The 26,041-nt window shown below is 71.4% G+C and carries 19 protein-coding genes and 1 other RNA gene; 12 read left to right on the plus strand and 8 right to left on the minus strand.

The annotated features are described in order from the left end of the window. Positions 1 to 107: 107 nt before the first annotated feature. From OG199_RS25465 to OG199_RS25480, 4 genes are all read right to left on the minus strand, one after another. Positions 108 to 1,019: a carbohydrate ABC transporter permease gene (locus OG199_RS25465; RefSeq protein WP_402172133.1), complete on the minus strand. Its 912-nt coding sequence runs from the start codon at positions 1,017 to 1,019 to the stop codon at positions 108 to 110. Further along, positions 1,016 to 2,359 (minus strand): carbohydrate ABC transporter permease, encoded by a 1,344-nt coding sequence (locus OG199_RS25470; RefSeq protein WP_405831413.1) that lies wholly within the window; start codon positions 2,357 to 2,359, stop codon positions 1,016 to 1,018. The genes OG199_RS25465 and OG199_RS25470 overlap by 4 nt, the downstream gene beginning before the upstream one ends. A gap of 7 nt (positions 2,360 to 2,366) precedes the next feature. Then, entirely contained in the window at positions 2,367 to 3,773 is a 1,407-nt protein-coding gene (locus tag OG199_RS25475) for an ABC transporter substrate-binding protein (RefSeq protein WP_405831415.1), read from the minus strand. A gap of 783 nt (positions 3,774 to 4,556) precedes the next feature. Then, positions 4,557 to 8,048, minus strand: a complete 3,492-nt coding sequence (locus tag OG199_RS25480; protein WP_405831417.1) for an FHA domain-containing protein — start codon at positions 8,046 to 8,048, stop codon at positions 4,557 to 4,559. Between the two features lie 479 nt (positions 8,049 to 8,527). On the opposite strand from OG199_RS25480, the gene OG199_RS25485 reads away from it, so the two are divergent. From OG199_RS25485 to OG199_RS25500, 4 genes are all read left to right on the plus strand, one after another. Further along, positions 8,528 to 10,252, plus strand: coding sequence for a protein kinase domain-containing protein (locus OG199_RS25485; protein WP_356808958.1), 1,725 nt, complete (start codon positions 8,528 to 8,530; stop codon positions 10,250 to 10,252). 160 nt (positions 10,253 to 10,412) lie between these two features. After that, on the plus strand, positions 10,413 to 11,648 hold the full coding sequence (locus tag OG199_RS25490; RefSeq protein ID WP_405831420.1) for a serine/threonine-protein kinase: 1,236 nt from the start codon (positions 10,413 to 10,415) through the stop codon (positions 11,646 to 11,648). Between the two features lie 358 nt (positions 11,649 to 12,006). Then, the gene (prfB, locus tag OG199_RS25495) at positions 12,007 to 13,113 is read left to right on the plus strand and encodes a peptide chain release factor 2 (protein WP_153290286.1); all 1,107 of its coding nucleotides are present in this window, start codon (positions 12,007 to 12,009) and stop codon (positions 13,111 to 13,113) included. Between the two features lie 304 nt (positions 13,114 to 13,417). Beyond that, a complete protein-coding gene (locus tag OG199_RS25500; RefSeq protein WP_405831422.1) occupies positions 13,418 to 13,999 on the plus strand; it encodes a hypothetical protein in 582 nt (193 codons plus the stop codon). 128 nt (positions 14,000 to 14,127) lie between these two features. Here the strand turns inward: OG199_RS25500 and OG199_RS25505 are convergent, their stop codons facing one another. After that, the gene (locus OG199_RS25505) at positions 14,128 to 14,319 is read right to left on the minus strand and encodes a hypothetical protein (RefSeq protein ID WP_095854342.1); all 192 of its coding nucleotides are present in this window, start codon (positions 14,317 to 14,319) and stop codon (positions 14,128 to 14,130) included. Between the two features lie 251 nt (positions 14,320 to 14,570). Here OG199_RS25505 and ftsE point away from each other — a divergent pair, with 251 nt between their 5' ends. From ftsE to OG199_RS25535, 6 genes are all read left to right on the plus strand, one after another. After that, a complete protein-coding gene (ftsE, locus tag OG199_RS25510; RefSeq protein WP_148008662.1) occupies positions 14,571 to 15,260 on the plus strand; it encodes a cell division ATP-binding protein FtsE in 690 nt (229 codons plus the stop codon). 31 nt (positions 15,261 to 15,291) lie between these two features. Continuing rightward, on the plus strand, positions 15,292 to 16,209 hold the full coding sequence (gene ftsX, locus OG199_RS25515) for a permease-like cell division protein FtsX (protein ID WP_266699488.1): 918 nt from the start codon (positions 15,292 to 15,294) through the stop codon (positions 16,207 to 16,209). A 67-nt stretch (positions 16,210 to 16,276) separates the two neighbouring features. Beyond that, positions 16,277 to 17,443 carry a S41 family peptidase gene (locus OG199_RS25520; protein WP_405831424.1) on the plus strand — a complete coding sequence of 389 codons (1,167 nt, stop codon included), beginning with the start codon at positions 16,277 to 16,279 and terminating at the stop codon, positions 17,441 to 17,443. 126 nt (positions 17,444 to 17,569) lie between these two features. Then, the gene (gene smpB / locus OG199_RS25525) at positions 17,570 to 18,112 is read left to right on the plus strand and encodes an SsrA-binding protein SmpB (RefSeq protein WP_054229635.1); all 543 of its coding nucleotides are present in this window, start codon (positions 17,570 to 17,572) and stop codon (positions 18,110 to 18,112) included. A gap of 131 nt (positions 18,113 to 18,243) precedes the next feature. Then, positions 18,244 to 18,632, plus strand: a transfer-messenger RNA (tmRNA) gene (ssrA, locus tag OG199_RS25530). Positions 18,633 to 19,091: 459 nt separating this feature from the next. Further along, positions 19,092 to 19,835, plus strand: coding sequence for a hypothetical protein (locus OG199_RS25535; protein ID WP_405831426.1), 744 nt, complete (start codon positions 19,092 to 19,094; stop codon positions 19,833 to 19,835). 176 nt (positions 19,836 to 20,011) lie between these two features. On the opposite strand, the gene map is transcribed toward OG199_RS25535, so the two are convergent. Further along, the gene (gene map, locus OG199_RS25540) at positions 20,012 to 20,779 is read right to left on the minus strand and encodes a type I methionyl aminopeptidase (RefSeq protein ID WP_405831428.1); all 768 of its coding nucleotides are present in this window, start codon (positions 20,777 to 20,779) and stop codon (positions 20,012 to 20,014) included. Positions 20,780 to 20,841: 62 nt separating this feature from the next. On the opposite strand from map, the gene OG199_RS25545 reads away from it, so the two are divergent. Beyond that, positions 20,842 to 21,117, plus strand: coding sequence for a helix-turn-helix transcriptional regulator (locus OG199_RS25545; protein ID WP_356799095.1), 276 nt, complete (start codon positions 20,842 to 20,844; stop codon positions 21,115 to 21,117). Positions 21,118 to 21,256: 139 nt separating this feature from the next. Beyond that, positions 21,257 to 22,639 carry a hypothetical protein gene (locus OG199_RS25550; protein WP_405831430.1) on the plus strand — a complete coding sequence of 461 codons (1,383 nt, stop codon included), beginning with the start codon at positions 21,257 to 21,259 and terminating at the stop codon, positions 22,637 to 22,639. 94 nt (positions 22,640 to 22,733) lie between these two features. On the opposite strand, the gene OG199_RS25555 is transcribed toward OG199_RS25550, so the two are convergent. Next, positions 22,734 to 23,747: a LacI family DNA-binding transcriptional regulator gene (locus OG199_RS25555; protein WP_405831432.1), complete on the minus strand. Its 1,014-nt coding sequence runs from the start codon at positions 23,745 to 23,747 to the stop codon at positions 22,734 to 22,736. Beyond that, positions 23,747 to 26,032 (minus strand): alpha-xylosidase, encoded by a 2,286-nt coding sequence (yicI, locus tag OG199_RS25560; RefSeq protein WP_405831434.1) that lies wholly within the window; start codon positions 26,030 to 26,032, stop codon positions 23,747 to 23,749. The genes OG199_RS25555 and yicI overlap by 1 nt, the downstream gene beginning before the upstream one ends. Between the last annotated feature and the right edge of the window lie 9 nt (positions 26,033 to 26,041).

The following is a 26,041-nucleotide window of genomic DNA, read 5'->3' on the forward strand; positions in this document are numbered from 1 at the left end:
CCGAAGGGGTGACTTGGTTACGCCAGATGTGGCATATGGGGGACCCCGGGTGAACGCTGAGGGGCGAACCGGTGTCCGGCCCGCCCCTCGATCCGCCTGCCGTACCGCTACTTGACCGCGCCCGCCATCACACCGGACACGAACTGCCGCTGGAACGCGAAGAAGACGGCCAGCGGGATCACCATCGAGATGAAGGCGCCCGGCGCCAGCACGTCGATGTTGTTGCCGAACTGGCGTACCTGGGTCTGCAGGGCGACCGTGATCGGCTGGCTGCCCGAGTCGGAGAACACCAGCGCGACCAGCATGTCGTTCCACACCCACAGGAACTGGAAGATGCCCAGCGAGGCGATCGCGGGACCGCCGAGGGGCATCACGACCCGTACGAACAGGCGCAGTTCACCCGCGCCGTCCAGCCGGGCCGCCTCCAGCAGCTCCCGCGGGATCTCCGCGAAGAAGTTCCGCAGCAGGAACACCGCGAAGGGCAGGCCGAAGCCCACGTGGAAGAGGATCACACCGAAGATGGTGCCGAAGATGCCGATCTTCCCGAAGAGTTCGGCGATCGGGATCAGCGCCACCTGCACGGGGACGACCAGCAGGCCGACCGTGCCGAGGAACCACCAGTCGCGGCCCGGGAACTCCATCCAGGCGAAGGCGTAGCCCGCGAGCGAGCCGATCACCACGACCAGAAGGGTCGCCGGAACGGTGATCAGCACCGTGTTCAGCAGCGAGTTGGTGATGTCGCTGTTCTCCAGGAGCTTCTGGTAGCTGTCCACGGTGAGCTGCGAGGGCTCGCTGAACACCTTCCACCAGCCGGACGCGCTCATGTCCGCCGGCCTGCGCAGCGAGGACAGCAGCAGCCCGATGGTCGGCACCAGCCAGAACAGGCCGACGAGCAGCAGGAAGACGCGTAGGATCCCGCCGCTGACGCCGTTCACGAGGCGGGAGCCGAGCGAGGTCCTGGCCTTCTCCCGGGCGGTGACGGGCGTGGTCTTGGTGACCGTGCCGGCGTGTGTGGTCATCGCCGTACCTCCCGCCGGAGCCGTCGGATGTTGAACAGCATCACCGGGATCACGAGCAGCAGCAGGAACACCGCGATGGCGCTCGCTATGCCCGGCTGGTCCTCGGAGAAGCCCTTGCGGTACAGCTCGAGGGCCAGCACGTTGGCGTCGTCCTGGGACGAGCCCGGCGCGATGATGAAGACCAGGTCGAAGACCTTCAGGACGTTGATCATCAGGGTGACGGCGACGACCGCGAGCACCGGCGCGAGCAGCGGCACCGTGACCCTCCTGAAGACCTGCCACTCGTTCGCGCCGTCGACCCGGGCGGCCTCCAGCAGCTCCCGCGGCAGGCCCGCGAGCCCCGCCGCGATCAGCACCATCGCGAAACCGGCCCACATCCAGATGTACGAGCCGATGATCGCCGGGGTGACCAGGGACGGGCCGAGCCAGTCGAGGCCGTTGTACGGCTCCTTGAAGTTGCTCGCGGGGAGCCGGAGCCGGGCCCCGTCGGCCTGGGCCGGGAGCGTGAACGTGCCGTTGTCGCGCACCTTCGTGGAGGCGACCACCTTGCCGTCCTTGACGGCCTCGACCTTCATGCCGGCGTAGCCCAGCTCGCTCGGGTCGACCTGCCCGAGCCTGCCGACGCCCTTGCCGCGGGTGAAGTCCTGCCAGGCCGTACCGGTGACCTTGCCCGGCTCGACGGCGGCCCGTACGGCCTTCTTCGCGCTGCCGGGCATCTGGTCCGGGGCGACGCCGACGAGCGGGAGGGCGACGGACTGCCCCGCCCTGACGGGCTGACCGGTGAGGAACCCGCCCTTCTCCGGCTGGAGCGGCGACTGCCGCCCCGGGTGGGCCTTCGGGAACGCGGACGACTCCGCGAACGTGTCGTGGACCCCGACCCAGACCGCGTTCGCCACGCCCTTGTCCGGGTCCTGGTCGTACACGAGCCGGAAGATGATCCCCGCGGCGAGCATCGAGATCGCCATCGGCATGAAGACGACCAGCTTGAACGCCGTGCCCCAGCGCACCCGTTCGGTGAGCACCGCGAAGACGAGACCGAGCGCGGTCGCGATCGTGGGCGCGAACACGACCCAGATGACGTTGTTCTTGAGCGCGGTGCGAATGCCGTCGTCCGTGAACAACGCCTTGTAGTTGTCGAATCCGGCGAAACCGTCACCGGACTGGTTGAGGAAGCTGCGGACCAGCGAGTACCCGATCGGGTAGACCACGAGCGCGCCGAGCAGCACGAGACAGGGCAGCAGGAACAGCACTGCCACGGCCCTGCGGGTACCGGTCACGCTCTTGCGCCGTGTTGCCGCGGGAGGGGTCGGGCCGACCCCTCCCGCCGTTGCCGACGTCATCGCCGGATCAGCCCTTGTACGCGGCGGCCGCGTCGGCCTCCAGTTTCGCCTGCGTCCCCGCCACGTTCTTGGGGTTCTTCAGGAAGTCCTGCAGGTCCTTCCACTCGCCCTTGCCGGGCGTACCGCCGAAGGCCTGCGGGGCCTGGTCGGACATGTCGAAGCGGAAGTCGTCGCCGGCGGCGATCAGTGCCTTCGCCATCGACTGCTGCACGGCGTTCGGATACGCGGAGTTCGCCACGCTCTTGTTGGGCGAGAGGTAGCCGCCGAGCTTCGCCTGGATGGTCGCCGCGTCCGGGGAGGCCAGGAAGGTGACCAGTGCCTGGGCCGCCTTGGAGTCCTTCAGGACGACGGCCGCGTCACCACCGCTGACCACGGGCGCCTTTTCCCCCACCGCGGGGAACGGGAACACCTTCGCGTCCGTGCCGATCTTCGCCTTCGTCTCCGCGATGTTGACGCCCACGAAGTCGCCCTCGAAGACCATGCCCGCCTTCGGCTGGTCGCCGCCGGTGAACGTCTGTGTCACCGAGGCCGGGAACTCCGTCTGCAGCGCGCCGTCCGGACCGCCCGCGAGGTAGTTCTTGTTGCCCCACAGCTGGGCGAGTGTGGTCAGCGCGTCCTTCACGGACGGGTCCGTCCACTTGATCTTGTGCTGGGCGAGCTGGTCGTACTTCTCCGGACCGGCCTGGGAGAGATAGATGTTCTCGAACCAGTCCGTGAGGGTCCAGCCGTCCGCGCCGCCCACCGAGACGGGGGTGACCCCGGAGTCGTAGACGGTCTGCGCGGTGGAGAGGAAGTCCTTCCAGGTGGCGGGCTCCTTGGCCCCCGCGTTCTCGAAGACCTTCGTGTTGTACCAGATCAGCGACTTGTTGGCGGCCTTGTAGTACACGCCGTACTGCTTGCCGTCGACCTTGCCGAGGTCCTGCCAGCCCTGCGAGTAGTTCTTGGCGAGCTGCGCCTGGGCGTCGGCGCCGACGGGCTTGGCCCACTTCTTCTCGACGGCCTGCTTGATGGCGCCGACCTGCGGGAGCATCGCGACGTCCGGTGGCGCGCCGCCCGCGATCTTCGAACCGAGGAAGTTGATGATCGGGTCCTGCGCGGGGACGAAGGTGACCTTCGCGCCGGTGCGCTTCTCGAACTCCGCGAGCACCTTCTTGAAGTTGGCCTGTTCGGGCCCCGTCCACACGGCGGCGACCTCCAGGCTCGCGCCGTCGAGCTTGGGCAGACTGACGCTCCCGCCACTGCCTGCCGTGTCGCCGCTGGCGGCGCCGCTCTTGCCGTCGTCGCTCTTCTTGTCGTCGCTGCCGCCGCATGCGGTGAGGGTGAGTGCGCCGGCGATGACGGCGACCGCGGCGGCCTGTGCGGCCCTGTGCGTCGAGTGCGTGTGCGACCTGTTTGTACGAAGCGATCTGCGCATTACTGCCCCGTTCTTCGTTCCTCGTCGAACGTCCGGCGCTGTCCCGTGCGGTCTGGTCTACGCCCGGGGCCTTAAGGGGGGCAAGAGCGCCTGCGGTGTCCAGGGGAAGATCGTGATTGGGTCGTGACGTGGCCTGCCGGCCTGGTTGGGGTGTGGGGGTGGTTCCAGGGGTGCGGGTGGGCGGGGCTGGTCGCGCAGTTCCCCGCGCCCCTTGGAGGCGTGGCTCAAGGCCGCCGTCCTTGTCCGGCCCGTCCGTTCCCGGGGGCCGCCGCCCCCCCCAGACCCCCGCTGTCGGCCTGAACGGCCTTGTCCTCAAACGCCGGACGGGCTGAAAGGCACGCCCGGTGTGGTGAGGTCGGCGTCCGGCTCGTTCCTGGTGGCTGCCGCCCCCAGACCCCCGCTGTCGGCCTGAACGGCCTCGTCCTCAAACGCCGGACGGGCTGGAGATGCGAGCCCGCGCTGAATGGTTCTGGATGGGCTGGAGGTGTGAGTCCGCGCTGAATGGTTCTGGATGGGCTGGAGGTGCCGGGCCGGGCTGAATGGTTCTGGACGGTTGGAGGTGTGAGGCCGCGCTGAATGGTTCCGGACCGGCTGGAGGTGCGGGGCCTCGTGGAAAGGGCTGACGCCCGGGGGCATGTCTTTCAGCCCGTCCGGCGTTTGAGGACGAGCCCTTCGGGCGATGCGGGGGTCCAGGGGGCGGCAGCCCCTTGGCGGGGGGCTGGGGGCGGAGCCCCCAGGTACGGGATGGGTCGGGTAGGGGCGGCGGGGGCGAGGGAAACGGGGTCAGAGGAGGGACGGAACCTCGGCGGCCGAAACCGACCTCGCCGCCCGCTCCAACGCACTGGCCAGCAAGGCCAGATCCGTCGGCCCGTTCCCCAACTCCCGTACCGGCCGCCGCGCCGGCGGATCCCCCATGCGCTGCCACTCGATGGGCACGACCGTGGGCCGCAGCGTGGCCGTCCGCGGAATGCGCCCGGTGACCCGCCCGGCCTGGAAGGGCGTGACCCGGCCGTCCGACGTGAACAACCGCCCACGCCCGGGCGCGGGTTCGTCGGCCCCGGGCGACACCGGGTCCAGGGCGACACGGAGCCCGGCGGAACGCCCCGGCTCACTGGCCGCCGCCCGCCCGTCGTCCGAGGCGGCCGCCACGAGATGGACACCGAGCCGGTCGCCCTCACGGGCCACCGCTTCCAGGGCACGTACGACCGAACCGGCGGCAGGCCGACCCGGCGACCCCAGCGCGGGCGAGAGCAGCGCGTCCAGGTCGTCGACCACGACGACGAGACGGGCGAGCGGCGGCCCCGGTTCGGCACGCGCGCGGCTTGCCGCCGGACGCAGCCGGAGCGTCGCACTGGGCGGCGTGTCCAGGTCGGCGGCCCCGGTGGACGCGCCGGACGGTCCCCCGGGGGAGGGCCGGGCCGCCCGCTGGCCGACGAACCGGCCCGACACCTCCCGGTGGGTGTGCCACTCCGCGAAGCCGAGCCGCCCGAGGAGCTCGGCCCGCCGCTTCAGCTCGGCGCTCAGCGACTGGGCGAACTCCCGCATCCGTACCGGGTCGTTGGCGGTGAGATGAGTGGTGACGTGAGGGAGGTCCGTACAGACCCGGAGCCCCTCGCCGCCCTGTCCCGCGCCATGGCCGCCGGTGCTGTCCCGGCCGTCCACCAGCACGATGCCGAGCCGGTCGGGCCGCTCCGCGGCGGCCAGGGACGCGGCGATCGAACGGAGCAGCTCCGTACGGCCGCTGCCCGGCGGGCCCTCGATCAGCAGATGGGGGCCCTCGGCGGGGAGGTCCACGGCCAGCGGCCCCCGCGGACCGGCGCCGAGGACCGCCCGGCCGCGCCCGCCGAGCGCCTCCGTGTCGTCCGCCGCGTCCGCCCAACGCGCCATCAGCGAGGCGGGGGTGGCGCGGGCCAGCCCCAGTTCGTCCAGCAGACGGGCGACCTGGGGGAGCGGAGCGGACACACGCGCGTGCCGGTCGCCGTGCGCGCCGTCCGTGCGCAGGGGCGCCAGGGCGCGGGCGAAGCGCTCGGCCCAGGCCCGCGACACCGCGTCCACGGTGGCGACCGTGCCGTGCCCCACGGGGCCGCCGGACGCGACCCGCGTCAGCCGCAGCGCCGTGGCCACGTCCCCGCTGAGCAGCGCGACGGCCCCGCACTCCCGGAACGCCGGTGACGCCGAACAGGCCGCCTCGTACGTCTTCGTCACCGGGGACGCGGGGGACGCCGCCGGCGTCTCGGCGAGACAGACCACGTGGATGCCCGCGCGGGGCCCCTCGTGCGCCAGCCGCAGCACGGCCTCCCGCACATCGGCTCCCCCAGGGTCACCGTCGACGACGACCAGCGTGTACGGCCCGTCGAAGTCCCGGTCCCCGTCCGTGCCGCCGTGTCCGGTCCCGCGCACGTCCGACGGGTCCTGGTCCCGCGCCCAGGACGGCCGCCGTTCGGCCGCCCGGGTGTCCAGGGGGATGCGGTCGGCCTCGTCGTACGGCCGGGGGCGGGCGCCGGGGCCGGTGGTGCCCGCGCCCCGTGAGTGCGTGTCGTGACCGCCGTCCGCGTCCGTGAGGTGGTCCTCCAGGCGGCGCAGGAGCTCGTCGGTGCGGGCCGTCGCCTGCTCGCGGTCGTAGGCGAGGAGCAGGCGGCAGTCCTGGCCGTGGGTGGGGCGCAGATGGGGGAGCCAGCCGAGCCAGGCCCACTCCGCGGTGCGCTCCTCGACCGTGCGGGAGCGGTCGGTGCTGAGCAGGACGATCTCCAGGGTGTCCGGCGAGTGCAGCGCCGCGAGCTGCGCCACCACCGAGCGGGCCAGCCCCGCGAGGCGCGCCCGCGGTCCCGCCAGGCCCAGCGCGCCGACCTCCCGCAGACCGGCCGTGACCGGCACGGCGGGCAGCAGCCCCGAACCGTGGGGCGTCGCCCGGTCGGACGTCCCCAGCCGCACCGTCAGCGCCTCCGGGTGGCCCGGGCCGCGCTCCCACAGCCGCGGTCCCGGTCCCAGCGCGGTGAGCAGCAGCGCCGCGGGGTCGGGCCAGCTCTCCGGCGCCTGAGCCGCGCCGCGGTCCGCCGTGGGCCCGGCGCTGTCGTGCTCCCCGTACGCGCCGTACTCCCCGAACTCGTACTCGTACGGATCCTGTCCGGTGTCCGCCGGCTCGCCCCGGCTTCCGGCCAGCCGGCGCGCCCAGGCCCCGAGGCCGCCCCGCTTGCGCACACCCGGCGGCAGCTCGGTGCCCCGCGGGGGAGTGCCCTTCCTGGTGCCTTGGCCGGGAGCGGCCGGGTCCCGGGTGACGTCCCCCGCGGGCGGGGTGCCGGGACCGGACGGCTCCGCCCGCCTGCTCTCGATCCCGGGCGCCCTGCCCTGTTCCGGCACGACGGGGGGCATGGAGGAGGGTGCGGCGGAGCCCGGTGCGGCGGAAGGGGCGGCGGGGGGTACGGCCCGGCCGTGCGTGCGCGTCCCGGGATCGTCCCCGGCGGCTTCCCACCGCGCCGATCCGTAGGCCTGACGGGTCTCACCGCGGGGCGGCCCGGAGGCGTCCGCGGTGCGGGCCTGCGGCACGGACGGGACGCGGGCGGCCGCCGGATCGGGGCGGGCACCCGCACCGGTCATGGTGGTCACCCGGACATGTCCCTCCCCGTCGGGCGCCGTACCCACGGAGTGCGGGCCGCCGGGGGGCGCCAGCCGCAGGGCGGACTCGCCCACGCGCAGCAGCGCGCCCGGCGGGAAGCCGACCGGGCGGGTGGTGACGCGGGTGCCGTCCAGCGTCGTACCGTTCGTCGACCCCAGGTCGGCGACCGTGACACGGCCCTCCGGAGAGACCGTGACCGCGCAGTGCAGACGGGAGACGTCGGGGTCGTCCAGCGGGACGTCCGCCTCCGCGGAGCGGCCGATGTCGATCCGCCCGCCGTGCAGGAGGTGGACGCCGCCCGCGTCGGGGCCCGCGACGACATGGAGCTGGGCCGCGTCCTCGTCCACGTCCGGACCGGGTTCCGTGGGGGCGCCCAGGGACAGCACCGCGCCGTCGGTCAGCGGCGGCTCACCCAGCGTGCAGCGCTGCCCGTCGAGCCGCTCGGCGCCCGCGTACAGCACGACCGGACCACCGCCGAGCTCCCGGCTCCGCTCGGACGGGGCGGCGCTCCCGTCCCCGCCGACCGCCGAGGCCAGACCCGACGCCACCGCCGCCAGCGCCGTCCCGGCGGGGGCGGTGACCAGCACATCGCAGGCCGCGGCACGCCCCCGCGGCTCCGAAGGCGGGCCCAGCGGGTCTACGACGGTCAGCCGGATCTGCATCGCCGTCAGGGGTCCCTTCCGCGCAGGCGCCCGCGACGAGGACGAGGCTGTGCTGCGGTCCCCCCACCGCAGATCCCCCCACCGCGCACGGACACGTCGGCCAGTACTGAGGGCATCCTCGCACCTGCCACTGACAACACGCCCGCCACCCGGGCAGAAGTGATCTTGATTGGTCGGCTCTGCCCGTAAAAGTGCCTGACCAGTGCCCGACCGGTGCCCGCTTGGGATCGCTCGCGGCATCCGTCACACCCCCGCCGAAGGGGCCGAACGGCAACCAACCGTCGCGAGTGAGCGTCTTTCCATCGAACATGTACGGGAACGCGTACGTAAGCGCTTATGCGGACCACAGGCGCTCACGGGAAGCACACAAGGACGACAACCCGGTGCCGGGCAGCTCGGCACTACAGTGGGCGGAACCGCCGCGGCAGAAGTGACAACGGCGGACGGACCAGGCAAGCAAGCAACAGGGAGCGCATGACGTGCGGCCGGTAGGGAGCAAGTACCTCCTTGAGGAGCCGCTGGGGCGCGGCGCCACAGGCACCGTCTGGCGAGCCCGCCAGCGGGAGACCGCGGGTGCCGAGGCGGCCGTCGCGGGCCAGCCCGGCGAGACCGTGGCGATCAAGGTCCTGAAGGAGGAGCTCGCCAACGACGCGGACGTCGTGATGCGCTTCCTGCGGGAGCGGTCCGTCCTGCTGCGGCTGACCCACCCGAACATCGTGCGGGTCCGCGACCTCGTCGTCGAAGGCGACCTGCTCGCGCTCGTCATGGATCTGGTCGAGGGGCCCGACCTGCACCGCTACCTGCGCGAGAACGGGCCGTTCTCGCCGGTCGCCGCCGCGCTCCTCACCGCCCAGGTCGCCGACGCGCTCGCCGCCAGCCACGCCGACGGCGTCGTGCACCGGGACCTGAAGCCCGCGAACGTCCTGCTCAAGCAGGACGGCGGCGGGATGCACCCGCTGCTCACCGACTTCGGCATCGCCCGGCTCGCCGACTCCCCGGGCCTGACCCGGACCCACGAGTTCGTCGGCACGCCCGCGTATGTCGCGCCCGAGTCCGCGGAGGGGCGTCCGCAGACGTCCGCCGTCGACATCTACGGGGCGGGCATCCTGCTGTACGAGCTGGTCACCGGACGCCCGCCGTTCTCAGGCGGCTCCGCCCTCGAAGTCCTGCACCAGCACCTGAGCGCCGAGCCGCGCCGGCCCTCCACCGTGCCCGATCCGCTGTGGACGGTCATAGAACGCTGCCTGCGCAAGAACCCGGACGAGCGGCCCAGCGCCGAGAACCTCGCGCGCGGTCTGCGCACCGTCGCCGAGGGCGTCGGCGTGCACGCCACCTCCGCGCAGATCGCCGCCGCGGACGGGGTGGGCGCGCTGCTCGCCCCCGACCCGGCACCGGCGCCGGTCCCGGGCACGCCGGGCGCGGCCGACCCCACCCAGGTGCTGCCGCACGGCACTCCGGGGGCGTACGACCCGAACGGCGCGACCAGTGTCCTTCCGCACACGGGCGCCGCCGACCCGACCGCCGTCATGCCGCCGGTGCCGCAGAACCAGCCCGGCGGCGGAGCCGGCCGGCCGGAGGACCCGCATCCCTGGCAGAGCCAGCTGCGGGCGGCCCGCGACCGCAACGAGCAGACGCAGGTCCAGCAGTACGTCGACCCGGACCAGGACCCGTTGCGCCGGCGTCCGCAGCGGCAGGTCGCACGACCGCAGCAGCGGCCCGAGCAGCAGGGCCATCAGCCGCCGCCCGGATACGGGTATCCGCAGCAGGGGCAGCCCCAGCGGTACGCAGGTCAGCAGCCTCAGCAGTACGGGCAGCAGCAGCACCAGCAGCAGTACGCGCAGCAACAGCAGCAACAGCAGTACGCGCAGCAGCAGCAACAACAGTCCCGGCGGGCGCAGCGTCAGCAGCCGCAGCCCCAGCGGTACGCCCCCGCGCCGCAGCAGCCCGAGGCGCCCGCGCCGAGGCAGTCGCGCGAGCCGAGGCAGCGCAGTGCCAACCGGATGAGGATCCCGGGGCTCGGCTGCCTCAAGGGCTGCCTCTTCATGATCGTCATCCTGTTCGTCGGCGGATGGCTGGTCTGGGAGTTCAGCCCCCTCCAGGACTGGATCGGCTCCACCAGGTCGTTCTGGGGCGAGGTGACCCACACGTACCACACCGTCAGCGACTGGGTCGGGAATCTCGGCTCGGGTTCGTCCGGCAACTGACGCGCACCCGGCCGATGACCGACGGGCCGCCGACCGGCGGCCGGTCCGCGGCCGACTCTGGGGACTTGTCGACATCTGGCGGGTGATTTCCGCCTCCGGAGTGAAGGTTGGCTCCTCGGACGCGTACTTTTAGCGGCAACACGCGTCGGTAGGAGCAGTCTTGGCACGGAAGATCGGGAGCCGCTACACCGCCCACCAGATCCTGGGGCGGGGCAGCGCCGGTACGGTGTGGCTGGGCGAGGGACCCGAGGGGCCCGTCGCCATCAAGCTGCTGCGCGAGGACCTCGCGTCCGACCAGGAGCTCGTGGGCCGCTTCGTGCAGGAGCGCACGGCCCTGCTCGGTCTCGACCATCCCCATGTGGTCGCGGTGCGTGATCTCGTGGTGGACGGCAACGACCTCGCGCTCGTCATGGACCTCGTACGGGGTACGGACCTGCGCACCCGGCTGGACCGGGAACGGCGGCTCGCGCCGGAGGCCGCGGTCGCGATCGTGGCCGACGTCGCGGACGGGCTGGCGGCGGCGCACGCGGCCGGGGTGGTCCACCGGGACGTCAAGCCCGAGAACGTACTGCTCGACATGCAGGGGCCGCTCGGACCGGGTGGCGCGCACCCCGCGCTGCTGACGGACTTCGGTGTGGCCAAACTCATCGACTCGCCCCGGCGGACCCGGGCCACGAAGATCATCGGCACGCCGGACTATCTCGCGCCCGAGATCATCGAGGGGCTGCCGCCGCGGGCCGCCGTCGACATCTACGCCCTGGCGACCGTCCTGTACGAGCTGCTCGCCGGGTTCACGCCCTTCGGGGGCGGACACCCGGGAGCGGTGCTGCGGCGGCACGTCACCGAGACGGTGGTGCCGCTGCCGGGGATCCCCGAGGAGCTGTGGCAGCTCCTCGTGCAGTGTCTGGCGAAGGCCCCGGCGTCACGGCTGCGGGCGTCCGAGCTGGGAGCGCGGCTGCGGGAGCAGCTGCCGTTGCTGGCGGGGATGCCGCCGCTCGACGTGGACGAGCCGGACGGTGAACCCGCGGAGGAGACGTCCGAGGAGGCCGCGGAGCCGGCCGAGCCGACGTCGCGGGTACGGCGAGGGGCCGTGCCGCTGGTGCCGGGTGCCGCGCCGGACTCGAACCGGGACACGCACACGTCGATGCGGGTGCCGGGGCCGGACGAGCTGGCCGGCGGGGCGCGCGGGACGGCACGTGCGCCGCGTGCCGCGGGGGCGCCCCGGCCCGGGTCGGCCCGGCATCGGGCCTCCGCGCGGCGGCGCCGGATCACGCTGGGGGCGGCGGGAGTGGTGCTCGTCGCCGCGGTGGGGGTGGGGACGTGGCTCGCCACCTCGGGGGACGACGCGGGGTCGCAGCCGTCCGACACGAAGAGCTCGGCGCCGGCCTCTCCCTGACGTGGGGCCCCCGTCTGGACCTGTGGACAGTCCCGTACCTGGGGGCTCCGCCCCCAGACCCCCGCCAAGGGGCTGCCGCCCCCTGGACCCCCGCTCGCCCGAAGGGCTCGTCCTCAAACGCCGGACGGGCTGAAAGACATGACCCCGGGCGTCAGCCCTTTCCACGAGGCCCCACACCTCCAGCCCATCCAGAACCATTCAGCGCGGGCTCGCATCTACAGCCCGTCCGGCGTTTGAGGACGAGGCCGTCCAGGCCGACAGGGGGGCCGGGGGCGGCGGCCCCTGGGGCGGGGGAGGCCCGGGGGCCGCCGTCCCCGGGGGTGAGAGCCCCGCTTGCCGCAGCCGTTACGCTGGAGGCGTGGCAGTCGTCGATGTATCCGAAGAGCTCAAGTCCCTCTCCTCGACCATGGAGTCGATCGAGGCCGTCCTGGACCTCGACAAGCTGAGGGCAGACGTCGCCGTGCTCGAGGAGCAGGCGGCCGCGCCGTCCCTGTGGGACGACCCGGACGAGGCGCAGAAGATCACCAGCAAGCTCAGCCACCTCCAGGCGGAGGTCAGGAAGGCCGAGGCGCTGCGCGGGCGTATCGACGATCTGAGCGTGCTCTTCGAGATGGCCGAGGAGGAGGACGACCCGGACACCCGCGCCGAGGCCGAGTCCGAGCTCACCGCCGTCAAGAAGGCGCTGGACGAGATGGAGGTGCGGACGCTGCTGTCGGGGGAGTACGACTCCCGCGAGGCCGTCGTCACCATCCGCGCCGAGGCCGGCGGCGTCGACGCCTCCGACTTCACCGAGAAGCTGCAGCGCATGTACCTGCGCTGGGCCGAGCGGCACGGGTACAAGACCGAGCTCTACGAGACCTCGTACGCGGAAGAGGCGGGCATCAAGTCCACCACCTTCGCCGTCCACGTGCCGTATGCCTACGGAACGCTCTCCGTGGAGCAGGGCACCCACCGGCTCGTGCGGATCTCGCCCTTCGACAACCAGGGGCGCCGGCAGACGTCGTTCGCCGGTGTCGAGATCCTGCCCGTCGTCGAGCAGACCGATCACATCGAGATCGACGAGTCCGAGCTCCGCGTGGACGTCTACCGTTCGTCGGGTCCCGGCGGCCAGGGCGTCAACACCACCGACTCCGCGGTGCGTCTGACCCACCTGCCGACCGGCATCGTCGTGTCGTGTCAGAACGAGCGGTCGCAGATCCAGAACAAGGCGAGCGCGATGAACGTCCTGCAGGCCAAGCTCCTGGAGCGGCGCCGCCAGGAGGAGCAGGCCAAGATGGACGCCCTCAAGGGCGACGGCGGCAACTCCTGGGGCAACCAGATGCGTTCGTACGTGCTGCACCCCTACCAGATGGTCAAGGACCTGCGGACGGACTTCGAAGTGGGTAACCCCGAGGCCGTTTTCAACGGCGAGATCGACGGGTTCCTCGAAGCCGGAATTCGCTGGCGCAAGCAGCAGGAGAAGTGACACCGGGCCCCAGGGGCTCTTTGTCGACAAGGCAACTGCCGCTCATTGAGCGGCAGTTGCCTTTTGTGTGGCGGTTGTCTGGGTTTTACGTCACAGTCACATGTCTTCATGGCGGTCAAATGGCGCCGATCTGGACATCGCGGCCGCAACGACCTTGACGTTGCTTTGAAAACTGGGAAGGGTGACGCGTGGCATGCGTATCTCTGGGGCGCATGTGAACCGGGGGGTCGAGCAAAGCCACCCTGTGACGCCGTGGCCCCGGGCGCTGCTCCATTGACGATCAGCTACTGGGGGTAGCAAGCAGATGACCAAGAAGACGCGGATACGCACAGCGCGGATAGCCGCCTGCGCGGTGATCGCCGCCGGTGCCTCGCTGACCGCCGCGGGTGCCGCTTCGGCTCTCGACATCAATGTCGGTGTCACGATCGACGGCCCGACCCCGACGACGAGCGCCACCGGAATTCCCACCAGCCCGGCGCCCAGCGGCTCGACCCCGACCAGCGAGCCGCCCACCACCCCGCCTCCCTCCGAGTCCGCTCCGGTCACCACCGAGCCGACCGACGGGCCCACGGACCCCACCGAGGAGCCGACCGAGCCCACCGACCCGACCGACGAGCCGACCGACAACCCCACCGACGGGGCCGGCACCGGCGGCAACGACAGCAACCCCGACGGCGGCTCCAAGCCCGTCGAGCAGGGCAAGGGCTCCTCCGGTCTGACCGACACCGGCTCGGACACCTCCGCCCAGGGCAAGAGTGGCGAGCTGGCCGAGACGGGTGCCGCCGAGACCACGTTCCTGCTGGTCGGCGCCGCCACGATGATCGCCGGCGGTATCGGCTTCCGCCTGCTGCCGCGCCTCATGGGTGGCCGCGGCGCCGCTGCCTGACGCAGACCGGTGTGATACGCGACACCTGCTGCGCGTGAGATGCGAAAAGGGCCCGGAGCGAGTGCTCCGGGCCCTTCCCGTACGCCCTGGGTAGCTGTTCGTACGCCCTGGGTGCCCTCTCGCGGGTCCTACACCGTCTGGTGGGCCAGCAGCGCCACCGCCGCGATGAGCACGGCCAGCAGCGCTATCAGTGCCATCGGGTTCAGTCCGGCGAAGGGGCTCTCCTGCTGCAGCCGCTCCCGGTTCGCGCGGCAGACAGGGCAGCGGCCCTCACTGACGGGCGCCGCGCAGTTCGCGCACACCAATCGGTCGTACGTCATGCGCTTGCCCTCCTTGCGCCGTCCTCCGCGTACATAACGCCGCGGGGAACGCAACCGTTCCCCCTCCACTGTGCCAGGTTCCGCGGAATTCGGCGCGGCCCGCCTTATCCTGCCCCGCCCGGACGCTTTCCAGCCCGTCAGATCCGTGACAAAACGTGCAAGCGTCGCGCAACCCCGGACGCCGACTGCGGACCCACACCCGGTTCGCGTATGGTCACGCACACCTACCCCCGGCGACCCGTGGTGCATCCGTGATCCGATTCGACAATGTCTCCAAGGTCTACCCCAAGCAGACCCACCCCGCTCTCAGGGACGTCTCCCTGGAGGTCGAGCGTGGTGAGTTCGTGTTCCTCGTGGGGTCCTCCGGCTCCGGAAAGTCGACCTTCCTGCGGCTGATCCTCCGCGAGGAGCGGTGCAGCCACGGTCAGGTGCACGTCCTGGGCAAGGACCTCGCGCGCATCTCCAACTGGAAGGTGCCGCAGATGCGGCGCCAGCTGGGGACCGTCTTCCAGGACTTCCGGCTGCTGCCGAACAAGACGGTCGCCGAGAACGTGGCCTTCGCCCAGGAGGTCATCGGCAAGTCCCGCGGCGAGATCCGCAAGTCCGTGCCCCAGGTGCTCGACCTCGTCGGGCTCGGCGGCAAGGAGGACCGCAGACCCGGTGAGCTGTCCGGTGGTGAGCAGCAGCGTGTGGCCATCGCGAGAGCCTTCGTGAACCGGCCCAAGCTCCTCATCGCGGACGAGCCGACCGGAAACCTCGACCCGCAGACCTCCGTCGGCATCATGAAGCTGCTCGACCGCATCAACCGGACGGGCACGACTGTGGTGATGGCGACGCACGACCAGAACATCGTGGACCAGATGCGCAAGCGCGTCATCGAGCTGGAGAAGGGTCGTCTCGTCCGCGACCAGGCGCGCGGCGTCTACGGCTACCAGCACTGACGACGGTCCACGGAAAGGCTTAGCAGACGCCATGCGCGCCCAGTTCGTTCTGTCGGAGATCGGTGTCGGTCTCCGTCGCAATCTGACGATGACCTTCGCGGTCGTCGTCTCGGTCGCCCTCTCCCTCGCCCTGTTCGGCGGTTCGCTCCTGATGAGCGACCAGGTGAGCACCATGAAGGGCTACTGGTACGACAAGGTCAACGTCTCCGTGTTCCTCTGCAACAAGAGCGACGCGGAGTCCGACCCCCACTGCGCCAAGGGGGCCGTGACCGCCGAGCAGAAGAAGCAGATCGAGAGCGACCTCGGCAAGATGACCGTCGTCCAGAAAGTGACGTACGAGTCCGCGGACGAGGCCTACAAGCACTACAAGGAGCAGTTCGGCGACTCCCCGCTGGCCAGCTCCCTGACGCCGGACCAGATGCAGGAGTCGTACCGCATCAAGCTGAAGGACCCGGAGAAGTACCAGGTCATCGCGACCGCCTTCGACGGGCGTGACGGCGTGCAGTCCGTGCAGGACCAGAAGGGCATCCTGGACAACCTCTTCGGGCTGCTCAACGGCATGAACTGGGCCGCGCGCGCGGTGATGGCGATGATGCTCGTCGTCGCCCTGATGCTGATCGTCAACACGGTGCGCGTCTCGGCGTTCAGCCGGCGCAGGGAGACCGGGATCATGCGCCTGGTCGGCGCCTCCGGTTTCTACATCCAGGCGCCGTTCATCATGGAGGCCGCGGTCGCCGGGCTCATCGGCGGCGGCGTCGCCTGCGGATTCCTGGTGATCGCGCGGTACTTCATCATCGATCACGGTCTGGCCCTGTCCGAGAAGCTGAACCTGATCAACTTCATCGGCTGGGACGCCGTGCTCACCAAGCTGCCGCTCATCCTCGCGACGAGTCTGCTGATGCCCGCACTTGCCGCGTTCTTCGCGTTGCGCAAGTACCTGAAGGTGTGACGCATGCCAAGGGGGCCGTACTGTCAACCGGCGGTACGGCCCCTCGCGTTGTCCTAGACTCACCGCCATGTCAGGTCGTGACCGGTTCTGTCAGCCCCGCCGCGTCGGCCGCGGGGCTGCCCTGACATTGGTTTTTGCGAGCGTGCTCGTCGCCGGCGCGGCGACCGGTTCGTTCGGCGACCCCGACCGGAAATCCCCGCTCCCGTCGCCGCGTTCGACGCCGGCCGCCCACCACAAGGACGTCGCGGCGGCGGCGGCCGAGGCGATGGCCGACGGCAAGTCCCCCATGGAGGCGGCCGAGCGCGCGGTCAGCCGCAGCGGCGACCGCTGGGGCGCGGTCTACTCCCAGGGCGACTACGAGGAGTTCGAGGAGGCCCTCGACGGCCAGTACACCGGCGTCGGGCTGTGGGCCCGGCGCGAGCGTGACGGCCGGATCGAGGTGACCCGGGTGCAGACCGCGTCGCCCGCGGCGGCCGCCGGGATCCGCGTGGGCGACCGGCTGCGCAGCGTCGACGGCGAGGACGTCGACGGCAGGCCCGTCACCGAGGTGGTCTCGTTACTGCGCGGGGACGCGGACGACGCGGCGGCCGGCACGGAGGTCCGCCTCCGTCTGGAGCGTGGCACGCGCGCGTGGAGCGAGACCCTGCGCCGGGCCAGGCTGTCCACGGACTCCGTGACCGTGCACAAGCTCCCCGGCGGCGTCACCGTGATCAAGGTCGCCGCCTTCACCAAGGGCGCGGGCGACGCCGTACGGGCCGCGGTCGAGCAGGCCCCCCAACGGGCCGGGATCGTCCTCGACCTGCGCGGCAACTCCGGCGGACTGGTCACCGAGGCCGTCACGACGGCCTCCGCCTTCCTCGACGGCGGCCTCGTCGCGACGTACGACGTCAACGGCGAACAGCGCGCCCTGCACGCCGCGCCCGGCGGCGACACCACCAGACCCCTGGTCGCGCTCGTCGACGGTGGCACGATGAGCGCCGCCGAACTGCTCACCGGCGCGCTCCAGGACCGTGGCCGCGCGGTCGTGGTGGGCACCAGGACCTTCGGCAAGGGCTCGGTCCAGATGCCGAGCGCCCTCCCCGGCGGTTCCGTCGCCGAGCTGACCGTCGGGCACTACCGCACCCCCTCCGGCCATGGGGTCGACGGGCGGGGCATCACCCCCGACCTGGAAGCCGACGCGGGTGCCCTGGAGCGCGCCGAGACCGTGCTCAGCGGCCTCGGCGACCCTTCGTAGTCATCGGTCCGGCCCGCCGTGGCCACTGGCCCGTCGTGATCACCGGCCCCCTCGTGGCCACCGGTTCGGGGCTCCCGTAATCGGCTTTCCCCCGGGCCCCCCTGTAGTGCGAAAATGGTCAGCACTATGAGCAAGGGAATGTACGTACCGAAGGAGTCCCAGCCCAAGCAGGGCGGAGGGGCCGCGAAGGCCAAGGACGGCAAGCGCAAGATCGTCGCGCAGAACAAGAAGGCACGGCACGACTACGCGATCATCGACACCTATGAGGCCGGCCTCGTGCTCACCGGCACCGAGGTGAAGTCGCTGCGCCAGGGACGCGCCTCGCTGACCGACGGCTTCGTCCAGATCGACGGGAACGAGGCGTGGCTGCACAACGCCCACATTCCCGAGTACAGCCAGGGCACGTGGACCAACCACACGGTGCGCCGCAAGCGCAAGCTGCTCCTGCACCGCGAGGAGATCGACAAGCTGGCGTCGAAGTCGGAGGAGACGGGTCACACGATCGTGCCCCTCGCCCTGTACTTCAAGGACGGCCGGGCCAAGGCCGAGATCGCGCTCGCCCGCGGTAAGAAGGAGTACGACAAGCGGCAGACCCTGCGCGAGAAGCAGGACCGCCGGGAGTCGGACCGCGCGATCGCGGCGGCGAAGCGGAAGCAGCGGGGCGAGTAGCCGCGGGCGCCACCGCGAGGCGGTGGCCACGGGGAATACGGTGGCACCGACGTGCGTTGTTCACGTACGATGGGATCTGCATCCCACAGCGGGTGCGCGACCCTCTTCGGAGGGGCTTGAAAAAACAACATGGGGATGATCGGTTTCGACAGCGGCTGTCGAAGCAGGGGAAGCGTGTCGAGGAAGCGACAATGATCTCGTTAACCATATGTCGCAACCAATAATCGCCAATTCCAAGAGCGATTCCCAGTCCTTCGCCCTCGCTGCCTAATAAGCAGTGAGTGAAGGACCCTTAATGGGTGTCAGCCCGGGGGTGTTCCCGACCCGGACCCTGGCATAATCTAGGGAACTAAACCATCGAGCCCGGTCACGGGGTTCGATGGGAAATCAAACAGTGACTGGGCCCGTCGGCGACTTGTTCGCGTGATCACCGGGGCCGAGAAAATCGCAGCGAACTGCACACGGAGAAGCCCTGATTCTGCACCGGTGGACGCGGGTTCGATTCCCGCCATCTCCACGATCAGGAGGTCCCCCTCGGACCTCCACATCCCATGTGGGCCAAGGCCTCGTCGCTCTCCAGCGGCGGGGCCTTCGTCATGCCCGGCGCCCGGTGTCCGGCGCCCGGGCGACACCGTCGCCACGGGGGAAAGACCGCCGTGCCGCGATATCGCCTGCCTGGGACGAACCGCACTGCGGGACGAATTACCCGACCACGTGGATTCCGTGAACCGTCCACCGGAATGACCGCCGCCCCTTTCCCGGCGGACCGGCGGGAAAGGTCCTGTGAGGGCACACCGTGCTCTTCCGCCGTGTGAGTAGGCTCAGTTCGCGGCCCCCCGTGAAGAAGACACCGCCCTGGAACACCGGGGTCGGCACCCAGGTGTCCGGAAGGCCGCCCCCGAAGCCGTCTTCAACAGCGCGGCCCAGCACGCGGCTTCAGCGGGGTCGACCGCGAACACACGATCGGAGCAAGCCCGCCATGACCCTCGAAGGAGCGCGTGACCTGCTCGTGCGGGCCCGGGGCGAGTCGTCTCCGCTGTACGAGCCGGAGGACGCCGGGACGTACGAGGATCTCGGCACCTTCACCCGCAACGTCTCGCTGGACGACGACCGGCTGGCCCTTCCGGCGGAGCTGGCGGACGCGCTGCGCTCGTGGTCGCTGTCCCGCCCACCGGAGGGTTTCCCCTCTCGTCCGGAGCTGCGCAAGCACGTCAAGCAGGGGCTGGTGGCCACCCGGCGACTGGCCCGGCAGCTCGGGCCGTTGTGGCCGGTGCGCTACTGGGACGAGCGCCACCGGACGGCGAAGTGGGTGTGCTGGACATGCGACCGCCTGCACTGGGAACGCGAGAGGCACGGCACACCCGTGTACCCGGTCGACCTCACCGTCGAGGGCGAGTTCAAGTTCGCTCCACTGCGCGCGGACGGATTCGGGGACTTCTTCCCCGATGATCCCGCCGCCGGGCTGGACTTGTCCGAGCAGCTCGTCGTCGACCTGTACGCGTGGGCGAAGAGCATCGACCTCACGCTGAACCTCGACCTGCGGGACCGTGAGGAGGGCAAGTACGCCGACGAGTGGCAGCGGCGGTTCCGCGAAGGGACGGAGCTGGCGCGACGAGTCGCCCACGAGGCCGGCCCTGCCCGGAAGGTGACGTACAAGGGCCTGGCCCACGGTGGTCCGGCCGCGATGACGTCCGTCACCTGGCAGGGCGACCGGCAGTTGTAGACCGGGGGCCCGCACTCACCCGGGGGCGGGCGCTACCCCGCGCCCCCCACACCGGCACCAGTCTGTGGTCCGGTGGAGTCCCACCGGCCCGGCGACCGACGCGTAAAGGACCCACCTGTCCACGTCCCTGCTCCGTCTCCTCCCGGTCCGGCCGCCCGGCGGGAGCGGGTTCGAGGTCAGGGGAGGGTGAGGATACGGGGACCGTCCTCGGTGATGGCGATGGTGTGTTCGATGTGGGCGGCTTGGCTGCCGTCGACCGTGCGCAGGGTCCATCCGTCGCGGTCGGTGAAGTACTCGTTGCTTCCTCCGGCCATGAGCATGGGTTCGATGGCGAGGGTGAGGCCGTGGCGCAGGGGGAAGCCGCGGCCGGGTCGCCCGTGGTTGGGGACATGGGGGTCTTCGTGCATCTGACGGCCGATGCCGTGGCCGCCGAAGTCGGATGGCATGCCGCAGGCGGCCTTGCGGGCGACCGTGCTGACGGCATGGGAGATGTCCCCGATGCGATGGCCGACGGTGGCGGCGGCGATGGCGGCGTCCAGGGCCTGCTGGGTGGCCGCGATGAGTTCGAGGTCGGCGGGGCGAGGGGTGCCGACGGTGAAGCTGATCGCGGCGTCGCCGGTCCAGCCGTCGAGTTCGGCTCCGCAGTCGATGCTGACCAGGTCCCCGTCGCGCAGGCGGCGGTCGTCGGGGATGCCGTGCGCGACGGCGTCGTTGACGGACGCGCAGATCACGGCGGGGAAGGGGACGGGGGCGAAGGAGGGCTGGTAGCCCAGGAACGGAGAGCGTGCTCCGGCCTCGGTGAGCACGGTGCGGGCGGCTTCGTCGAGCTCGCGCAGACGAACTCCCACGGCCGCCGCCGCGCGGGCGGCCGCGAGTGCGTGGGCCACGACGCGTCCGGCTTCGCGCATCGCCTCCAGTGCCGTGTCGGTCTTGATCTCCACCATGTGCCGTGACTCCCTGCCCTGCGATGCTGTCCAATACTTATACCGGTATTAGTATCACGGGTATGGTGAGAGTTCCCTTGAGCCCGCAAGAGCGGCAACGTGGAGAGCGGTTCGGGGCGCTGCTCCGCGAGGCCCGCGGTGAGCGCAGCATGGTCGACGTGGCGGCAGCGGCCGGGGTGTCCGCCGAGACCCTTCGCAAGATCGAGACGGGCCGGGCCCCGACCCCGGCCTTCTTCACCGTGGCGGCCCTGGCCCACGCCCTGCACCTGTCACTCGATGAACTGGCCGCCGCCTGCGCGGAGGACGCGGAAGGCGGCGAGCAGGCCCTGTCGGCGTGAGCGTCGGGTGCGCGCCGTCCGACGGGGAACCGGATGGTCCCGACGGGGCTCGATGCGGACGCCCCCCGAGGGGCTTCGAGCGCCGGGCGCTCGGCGTCGAGGGGTCGGCCCGGTCGATCAGGAAGGTGGAGGGACGACCGTGACGGGACGGCAGGAGCCGTACTACGTGGACTACGACGCGGACTTCGGGCTCAGTGGGCTGACCGAGGCGTTCACCCTCTCACCCGCCCCGAAGGACACCGGCGCGGCACTCGGCCTCGTCACGGCGAAGCTCGACGCGTACGACCTCGAATGCGCCGTGGACGGCGTCGGCCATCTCAGTGCGGACGAGCGGAGCATCCTCGGCTTTGACATCAGCCACGACGAGTGGGGGTACGCCGACGATCTGCGCGAGGACGTGCGCGGGCTCGTCGAGTCGCCGCTGACGGACGAGGCGATCCGGACCGTGTGGCGAGCCGCCGCCGGGGGCGCGTGGGATCCCGCGGCGCACGGCATGAGCGCCCGCGACTGGCTGCGGCGCGTCGACGGGATCTGCGTCGCGCGCCCTCACCGGAGAATCCCCGGGCGGCGGCCGGCACCTTCCGCGTTGTGGGATCACCGGCCGCCGGCGGCCGACGAGGTGCGTGACGACGTCGTCGCGGAGATACGGTTCTGCCGCGAGCGGTCGGCGGGTTCCTTCCCTTCCCCCGACACTCCGGGCGCGTTGGAAGAGGTGGCCGCCCGGGTTCCCGAACTCGGCTTCCGGCTCTTCCTGCGGGCTCTGAAGACCCACTCCGTACGGATCGACAAGGAGTGGTACGACCGGTTGCAGGCGCTCGCCGAAAGGTTCGGTCACAGCTCCGCGCTGGTCGACTCCGGTCTCGACATCGTGTGGCCGCCCCTCGACCCCGCCCGTCGCGACACCACCTGGGACTTCGGGCTGTCCGGCCTCGCCGGCAAGGCCCACTGGGACTGGCGTGCGAGCCGGGAGGAGATCCGCAGCGCGGCCGACGGCGACGACGTCGGACAGACCCCGGGCTCCGCGGCGGCCGTCCTCCTGGAGGACACGCTCCGGCTGCTGGGGTCCGCACTGCCCGACGCCGCGCTGTCCGCGCTGTGGGGCGGAGCCTCGGGTGTGCCGGGGCCCGTCGAAGGCCGGGACTGGCTACGGCTGATCGCGGACGTGTGCCGGGAGCGGCTGCGGGAGGTCGCCCCCGCGTACAGGCCCGTCGTGGCGCCCGCCCGGACCGAGCTCGCCGACGTGGTGCTGCGGGAAGTCCGGGAGGTGGCGTCCACGGTGATGGTCAGGGTCATCAGTCCCCACTGGCGTCCCGTTCTCGCCGTGGACGTCACGGACGCGCTGGAGCACGTGGTCACCCGGATCGATCCCGATCTCGGGTTCCGGCTGTTCCTCCGCGTCCTGATCGAGCTGTCCGTGCCGCTCACCCAGGAGCAGTACGACCGGTACGGCGCGATCGGCGAGCGCATCGGGTACGGCGCGTACCACGTCTCCGACGTGGATCACCTCACCGAGGCTCGCTGACCCGTCTCGGTGCCGGATGAAGGGGAGCGGCGAGGGTCGTGCGCGCGGTCGTACGCGGACTCCGTCCCCCGCCTCTCCTCGGGGGCACGGTCCCTCAAGAGGTCGGCGCGCGCGGCGCGGTGCTCGCGCGTTCCGTCAGCCGGGGCGCGAGGAGCGTGGCCTCGGGGACGTCGGCGCCGCCCAGCTTCCTCATCAGCAGTTCCACCGCCCGTGCGCCCACCTCGGTGGACGGGAGGGTGACGGAGGTGACGGGGACGCGGACGTTCTCGGCGAGCTCGTCCGGGCAGATCGCGGTGACCGAGAGGTCGGCGGGGACACGCAGACCGAGCTGCTCGAAGGCGTCGATCAGCGGTTCCAGGACCGGTTCGTTGTGGACGACGACGCCGGTGAGCGCCGGCTGTTCGCGCAGGAGCCGTTCGGCGACCCGGCGGGCGGTGGCGGGCGAGGCGTCGCAGGGGTGGACGGAGGACGCGAGTCCGCACCGGTCGGCGGCGGCGGTGAAGCCCTCCACCACGCGCTGGGCGAACGCCGTCCCCCGCACGTACACCTCGGGGGGCGACCCGACCAGCGCCACGACCCGGTGCCCGAGTCCCGCCAGCAGCTCGACGCACAGCTCACCCGCTGCCTTGAAGTCCAGATCGATGCAGGTGAGCCCGGCGGGCCGGGAAGGGAACCCGATGAGGACGGAGGGCCGGTCCAGGGCGCGCAGCAACGACAGCCTGGGGTCGTGCAGTTGGACGTCCATCACGATCAGGGCGTCCACCAGCGCGGTGTCCGCGACCCGCCGCAGCCCCTCCTCGCCCTCCTCCTGCGTCAGCAGCAGGACGTCGTGGTCGTGCCGCCGTGCCGCCGTCACCACCGACACCGCGAACTGCATCACCACCGGCACGTGGATGCCCGCCCTCAGCGGCACCACCAGCGCCAGGACGTTGGACCTGCTGCTGGCGAGGGCGCGCGCCCCGGCGTGCGGACGGTAGCCCAGCCGGCGGATGCTGGCCTCGACGCGTTGCCGGGTCTCCTCGGAGATGGGGCGCTTGCCGCTCAGCGCGTAGGAGACGGTGCTGGGGGAGACCCCGGCGTGCCGCGCAACATCGTTGATCTTCACCATCACTCGGACACCGGACCCCGCTCCGGCTCCGGTTCGGAGCCCGGCACCAGGGACAGGAAGCCCGTCCCCGCCTCCGCCCGCACCTCCCGCCCGTCCGCCGCCAGCCCCCACGGTGCCGCCGGATCGCTCGACGAGGCCCGCAGCGTGTCGCCCTCACGGACGACGGTGAAGGTCACCCCGCCCACCGGCACCGTCACCCGGGCGCCGCGCTCCAGGCGATACGCGCGCAGGGTGACCCCGTCGGCGTGGGCGTAGTCGGGCCGGTCGTCCACCGCGCCCACCGGGATCACCGCGCCCGGCCGCACCAGCAGCGGCACGCTCAGGAAGCCGTGGCGTTCGCGTACCCAGCGCGGACCGGTCACCGTCCGCCCGGTGAGGAGATGCGTCCAGGTGCCGTCCGGCACGTAGTAGGAGACGTCTCCCTCGTCGTTGAAGACGGGCGCGACCAGCAGGTCGGGGCCCAGCATGTACTGCCGCTCCAGCTGCGCACAGGCCGGGTCGTCCGGGAACTCCAGCACCATCGCCCGCATCATCGGCACCCCCTCGGCGTGCGCGGCGCGGGCGGCCTCGTACAGGTAGGGCATGAGGCCGAGCTTCAGCCGGGTGAACAGCCGCAGCACGTCCACGGCCTCCTCGTCGAACAGCCACGGCACCCGGTAGGAGGACGAGCCGTGCAGCCGGCTGTGGGAGGAGAGGAGTCCGAAGGCGATCCACCGTTTGAAGAGGGCCGGCGGCGGCGTTCCCTCGAAGCCGCCGATGTCGTGGCTCCAGAAGCCGAAGCCCGACAGGCCGAGGCTCAGCCCGCCGCGCAGTGACTCGGCCATCGACGCGTACGTCGCCTCGCAGTCGCCGCCCCAGTGCACCGGGAACTGCTGGCTGCCGGCCGTCGCCGAGCGGGCGAAGACGACGGCCTCCGCCTCGCCCCGGTGCCCCCGCAGCACCTCGAAGACGGTGCGGTTGTAGAGGTAGGTGTAGTAGTTGTGCATGCGTTCGGGGTCGGCGCCGTCGGCGTACGCCACGTCGACCGGGACCCGCTCGCCGAAGTCGGTCTTGAAGCAGTCGACGCCCTGGTCGAGCAGTGCCTCCAGTTTGGCGGCGTACCAGTCGCGGGCGGCGGGGCTGGTGAAGTCGACCAGCGCCATGCCCGGCTGCCACAGGTCCCACTGCCACACACTGCCGTCGGGCCTCCTGAGCAGATGGCCCAGGGCCTTGCCCTCCGCGAAGAGCGGGGAGCGCTGCGCGATGTACGGGTTGATCCAGACGCAGATGCGCAGGCCCTTGTCCTTCAGCCGGGTCAGCATGGCCGCCGGGTCGGGGAACACGCGCGGGTCCCACTCGAAGTCGCACCAGTTGAACTCGCGCATCCAGAAGCAGTCGAAGTGGAAGACGGAGAGCGGGATTTCGCGCTCCCGCATGCCGTCGATGAAGGAGGTGACGGTGGCCTCGTCGTAGGAGGTGGTGAAGGACGTCGACAGCCACAGGCCGAAGGACCAGGCGGGCGGGAGGGCCGGGCGGCCGGTGAGCCGCGTGTACTTGCTCAGGATCTCCTTCGGACTCGGTCCGTGGATCACGTAGTACGTCAACTGCTGTGTCTCGGCGCTGAACTGGACCCGCGACACCGCCTCCGAGCCGACCTCGAAGGAGACCCGGCCCGGGTGGTCGACGAAGACTCCGTAGCCCGCGTCCGTCAGATAGAACGGCACGTTCTTGTAGGCCTGTTCGGTGGCGGTGCCGCCGTCGGCGTTCCACATGTCCACGACCTGGCCGTTCTTGACGAGCGGGCCGAAGCGCTCGCCCAGGCCGTAGACCTGGGTGCCGACCCCGAGGTTCAGCTGCTCGCGCAGATAGTGGGCGCCGGCCGCGTCCCGCATGATGCCCATGCCCTTGGGGCCGCTGGTGGTGAGGACGCGGCCGTGGGCGAGGAAGTCGATGTGCCAGGGGGCGGTGCGGGCGACCCGGACGGACAGGGCGCCCGCGGTGAGCGTCGCGTGCTCGTCGTCGTGTTCCACGAGGGGGGAGAACTCGCTCCGGTGGACTTCGAAGCGGGGACCGCGCGGTTCCTCGCCCTGGAAGTGCGTGAACGTCACGCCGATGACGTCCGGCATCGGCGCGTGCGCGCTGATCGTCACGACCGGTCCCTTCAGCAGGTCGCCGCGGTGGCGGATGGGCTGGGTCGGCGCGTGGATCTCCAGGGTTCTGTCGGACGCGCTCACGTCGAGGACCTCGACCGGGTGGGCCGCGGTGACGCCTTCGCGCAGCAGCCAGTAGCCGTCGGTGAACTTCACGCCCACACC

Origin of the sequence: Streptomyces sp. NBC_01176, assembly GCF_045039825.1 — a bacterium.
Classification (GTDB): domain Bacteria; phylum Actinomycetota; class Actinomycetes; order Streptomycetales; family Streptomycetaceae; genus Streptomyces.

What these genes read in the sequence shown, in the direction of transcription:
- map (WP_405831428.1), bottom strand. Translation starts at nt 20,779, where the DNA reads ATGGTGGAGATCAAGACCGACACGGCACTGGAGGCGATGCGCGAAGCC.
- OG199_RS25535 (WP_405831426.1), top strand. Translation starts at nt 19,092, where the DNA reads ATGACCCTCGAAGGAGCGCGTGACCTGCTCGTGCGGGCCCGGGGCGAG.
- smpB (WP_054229635.1), top strand. Translation starts at nt 17,570, where the DNA reads ATGAGCAAGGGAATGTACGTACCGAAGGAGTCCCAGCCCAAGCAGGGC.
- OG199_RS25475 (WP_405831415.1), bottom strand. Translation starts at nt 3,773, where the DNA reads ATGCGCAGATCGCTTCGTACAAACAGGTCGCACACGCACTCGACGCAC.
- ftsX (WP_266699488.1), top strand. Translation starts at nt 15,292, where the DNA reads ATGCGCGCCCAGTTCGTTCTGTCGGAGATCGGTGTCGGTCTCCGTCGC.
- OG199_RS25545 (WP_356799095.1), top strand. Translation starts at nt 20,842, where the DNA reads ATGGTGAGAGTTCCCTTGAGCCCGCAAGAGCGGCAACGTGGAGAGCGG.
- OG199_RS25470 (WP_405831413.1), bottom strand. Translation starts at nt 2,359, where the DNA reads ATGACGTCGGCAACGGCGGGAGGGGTCGGCCCGACCCCTCCCGCGGCA.
- OG199_RS25500 (WP_405831422.1), top strand. Translation starts at nt 13,418, where the DNA reads ATGACCAAGAAGACGCGGATACGCACAGCGCGGATAGCCGCCTGCGCG.
- OG199_RS25465 (WP_402172133.1), bottom strand. Translation starts at nt 1,019, where the DNA reads ATGACCACACACGCCGGCACGGTCACCAAGACCACGCCCGTCACCGCC.
- OG199_RS25480 (WP_405831417.1), bottom strand. Translation starts at nt 8,048, where the DNA reads ATGCAGATCCGGCTGACCGTCGTAGACCCGCTGGGCCCGCCTTCGGAG.
- OG199_RS25505 (WP_095854342.1), bottom strand. Translation starts at nt 14,319, where the DNA reads ATGACGTACGACCGATTGGTGTGCGCGAACTGCGCGGCGCCCGTCAGT.
- OG199_RS25520 (WP_405831424.1), top strand. Translation starts at nt 16,277, where the DNA reads ATGTCAGGTCGTGACCGGTTCTGTCAGCCCCGCCGCGTCGGCCGCGGG.
- OG199_RS25555 (WP_405831432.1), bottom strand. Translation starts at nt 23,747, where the DNA reads ATGGTGAAGATCAACGATGTTGCGCGGCACGCCGGGGTCTCCCCCAGC.